Below are 3971 nucleotides of genomic sequence, written 5' to 3' on the forward strand. Positions count from 1 at the left end.
AAAGTCGGACACACCATCTGCGTTAATGTCCGCACTTTTGGTGAATTTACGCTCTATTGAATAGGATGAGTTACACCCTTGGCTGCTCCGATCCGGAGAAAAATCTGCAGTGCTAAACTCATAGAAATAATCAAGTGCACCATAGTCCCGGCCCAGGGCGTTGTCGGATGGCATAAGATTTGGTGAACTGAGGCTTACCCGTCAGTGGCCAGCTCTGATGATAGCGCGTCGTTGTTTTGATGTTCGTTTGCGGATCTGTGGTTTCTATTTCATAGAAGCCCTGTGGCCCGCGACCCAGTTTATCAATCTTAAACCCGGAGTATTTGTATTTAACACCCACTTGCTGGGCCGATGAACCACTGCCATTAGAATCTGAATAGACACTGCTCACCAGCCACATACCAAATTTTGGTGAGAAGAAGTTCGCATTCACCTTACCTAAGGTATTAAACGCCGGTAAATGGGTGTACACTGCGCTGTCTGATATCTTCTTATAGTTAATGTCGGTTTCAACACCGAAACCTGTGGTGACCTTGGTCAGCTTATGTGAGGCTACACTGGCGCTCAGCATCGTATTACGATAGTGCGCAAAGGTCGCATTGGACGTGGCAGCCGTACTGCTGCGCAACACATCAACCAGGCCGTCACCATCTATGTCACCAATTTTAAGCGTGTGGGCTGTCCCTCTTAAACCACTGCCCAGTTTGATTTCCGTGTAGCCAATACTCGTGGCGCTGGTTGTTTTCCCTGTCCAGACAGTGGCCTGCATCCCATCGGTATAGGTTGTGTCAACCCAGATATAGCCCGTACCACAATTGCGCCATGACGTGGTTGTCACTTCCTCTGCTAACGCAGGCACTTCAGGTTCAATACCATGGGGCTGGCCATCCCCTACCCAGCGGCAATATCCCTCCCGCAGTACAACGCGGGTATGGTTAAGTGCGATGATATCAGCAATGTTATCCTGGTTTACATCCGCAAAGTGAACATTCCCACGGTAACTCTCAGTGCCCATTTTTGCAGAGAGGATCGACAAGCTTTTTGCCGACTGTAACGGCGCGGCTGCATTGCCTGTGCCCAGGCGATATTGCCAGCCACTGTCTTTAGCAAACACCAGATCAGACAGGCCATCACCATTTAAGTCTGCAAACCGAATGTCTTCCACACCACTGAAGTCATAGTCGAACTTACTATATTCATCAGTGCCTTTACTCAATAATAGTTTGTCTTTGTAGGCGGTTGTAGAGCACCCAGGCACTCCCTGATAGCGTGGACTGTAAGTCGTTTTCAACCTGACAATAAAGTCGGACACACCATCTGCGTTAATATCCGCACTTTTGGTGAATTTACGCTCTATTGAATGAGATGAATAGCACCCTTCGTTGTTCCGATCCGGAGAAAAGTCTGCAGTGCTAAACTCATAGAAATAATCAAGTGCACCATAGTCCCGGCCCAGGGCGTTGTCGGATTCTATGTTCTTACGATAGGCCAGCTTTCTGCCATAGCTGGATAACCAGTCAGACAAGCCATCACCGTCAATATCAACAAACATCGTGGAGCTTGAATACCCCGGAGTAAGCGCCACAGCCGAGCTGAAGGAAAGTCTTTCAACGTACTCATGCGGATAACAAATGCCTCTGCCCTGCAATTGCGTGCGGCTCAGGCTGGCTGGCTGGGAAAACGCTTCGCTACTTACGGTCTCTGCCGACTGGACTTGCTCCAAATAATCGGCGTGCATCAGCTCTGCACCGTAAGGCTGTACGCCATCATCACAGATCATATCCGACACCGTTTGCGTAGCAGGCTGATAGGCCTTTGCATACCACTTGGTTGTCGAGCCTGACGTTTGTGCATAGATAATATCGGTATAACCGTCGCCATTCACATCTGCCAGTTTAAAATCATTAACCGACTTCAGGTTTGAGGTGATCACATCTGTATCATGACCCGCGATCTTAACGCTCAGTACTTTGCCCGTACTGTTGGTATATAAGAAGTCTGAGCGACCATCGCCATTAAAATCGGTCAGTAGGGTCGTTGTTCTTATTCCTGAAGTTTGGTTTGCCGCGACAGCAAACCCAACATCGCTGGTGTCTTTTTTATAATTAAACGTAAGTGCGTATTTACATGACTTGTCAGCACTGAATGAGGTACATTCCTGAATGCTGTCAATGTAGTCATGTTTACTGCCATCACCATTGATATTGTAATAACGGTATGCCTCACCGCCGCGTGTGACCTCAATCCCCGAGATGCGTTTTACATTCGCGACCTTACCCCCATGGGCATAACCGTATTGGCGGGTATTACGGTCGGTGTAATCAAAGTCAACTTTGACCTTTCCGTAAGAAATGTAGTTCAACAGGTGGTAGCCAAGGCTGGTATTGGTGGTGTAGTGATAGGTAATTTTATTGCCGAAAATATCACTGACCTGCTTCAGTGCCCAGGTGTGTGCCCCTTTCGCTGAGCTGCCAGCCGGCTTGACAAACGCATCACTGTCATTGCTTAACGACGTGTCGCCGTAATATTTTGTATCACCATCTTTGGATTCAACAATAAAGCCTTTAGGTCCAGTGTTACTGCTATCTGTACCGATTGCTTTAATGGTCATAAAATTAGACAACTCAGTGCGATAGGTGCTGTTTGCCGCACCATAAGTACCACTGACCAGGAGCAGACGATTACCATCTAAACAATACCCGTCGCTCTTTTGCATTCTGACCGCTTGCTGTTTACCGTCTGTTGCAATGTTTTTTGTACATCGGGTAATGGCAGAAGCGGCTGCGACATTCCACCCATACCCGGCATTACCGACGCCCGCAGCAGAGCTATAAGAGATAGAAACTGACGGTGTGATGCCACCAGGACCCTTAGGTAAGGTCACGGGTACTGTGTAGGTTGCCTGACCCGTTTCATCCACTCTAAAGCTGCCTGCCGTGGTATCTATTTTGCTGGCTGGCTCTACTGCGCCTTGCCCGGTGTATAAGAAAGTACCATTTGCCGATGCCAGGAAAACCTCAGAGCCCGACTTCACATCCAGCCGGCCATCACCGTTAACATCTGTAAGTTGATAGTTGTTAGCCAGATTGGTGCCCGACGGCAGCTTAAGTGCACGGATCGCGCCCGACTTAGTGCCAACCGAAATGAGGCTCGCATCATGGTAGGAGGATGCATCAGTGAAAAGTACATAATCTCTGATACCGTCACCATCTATGTCTTGCCAGCGCAAACGCTCTGTCAGCGAGGCGCTCAGCTGCAACTGAGATTCTATGGCTCTAAACTGTGATTCAGAGAGTACTTCACGGGTCCACTGGCCGTTACTGTATCTTAGTTTGAGCAACCCCATGGTGGGGTAGACGTGTAAAGGCAGATTAATGTCACCGGCAATTAAAACAAACTGCTTAGGCGACTGAATATAGATATTTCCCGAGCTATCCTCATAGACACTGGGCGACTGTGCAACACTCGCCTGTGCCAGTGAGGAAAACAGAAATAACAAGCTTATTATTTGTATTATCGTTTTCATATTTTCCAAAATCCCTGACTGATTTTATTTGCCTTAGCACAACAAAAGACAATCTCTCTGAATAAAATTCAATCCGAGATTATACCCAAACCGGGAAAATGAACAAATAATTAATAATAGATTAAACTTCATCTATAGAAGTACACGAGAATTAATGACCAAACAGGCACAAGGCGGTGATGCGTTTATCATAAAGTGCTTCCTGCCTGTAAAAGATTGAACAACAGCTCAGAGCCAAAACAACCAAACAAGTGTTACTGCTATCTGTACCGATTGCTTTAATGGTCATAAAATTAGACAACTCAGTGCGATAGGTGCTGTTTGCCGCACCATAAGTACCACTGACCAGGAGCAGACGATTACCATCTAAACAATACCCGTCGCTCTTTTGCATTCTGACCGCTTGCTGTTTACCGTCTGTTGCAATGTTTTTTGTACATCGGGT

Annotated in this window: 2 protein-coding genes; both read right to left on the minus strand. The window is 47.2% G+C overall.

The window, feature by feature from the left end; genetic code table 11:
* Positions 1 to 130 precede the first annotated feature (130 nt).
* Positions 131 to 3526, minus strand: coding sequence for an FG-GAP-like repeat-containing protein (locus tag PRUB_RS02645; RefSeq protein WP_198452309.1), 3396 nt, complete (start codon positions 3524 to 3526; stop codon positions 131 to 133).
* Positions 3527 to 3677: 151 nt separating this feature from the next.
* On the minus strand, positions 3678 to 3971 hold a 294-nt coding region (locus PRUB_RS02650; protein WP_198452310.1), incomplete at its 5' end, for a hypothetical protein.

This window comes from Pseudoalteromonas rubra (assembly GCF_000238295.3).
GTDB classification, from domain to species: domain Bacteria; phylum Pseudomonadota; class Gammaproteobacteria; order Enterobacterales; family Alteromonadaceae; genus Pseudoalteromonas; species Pseudoalteromonas rubra.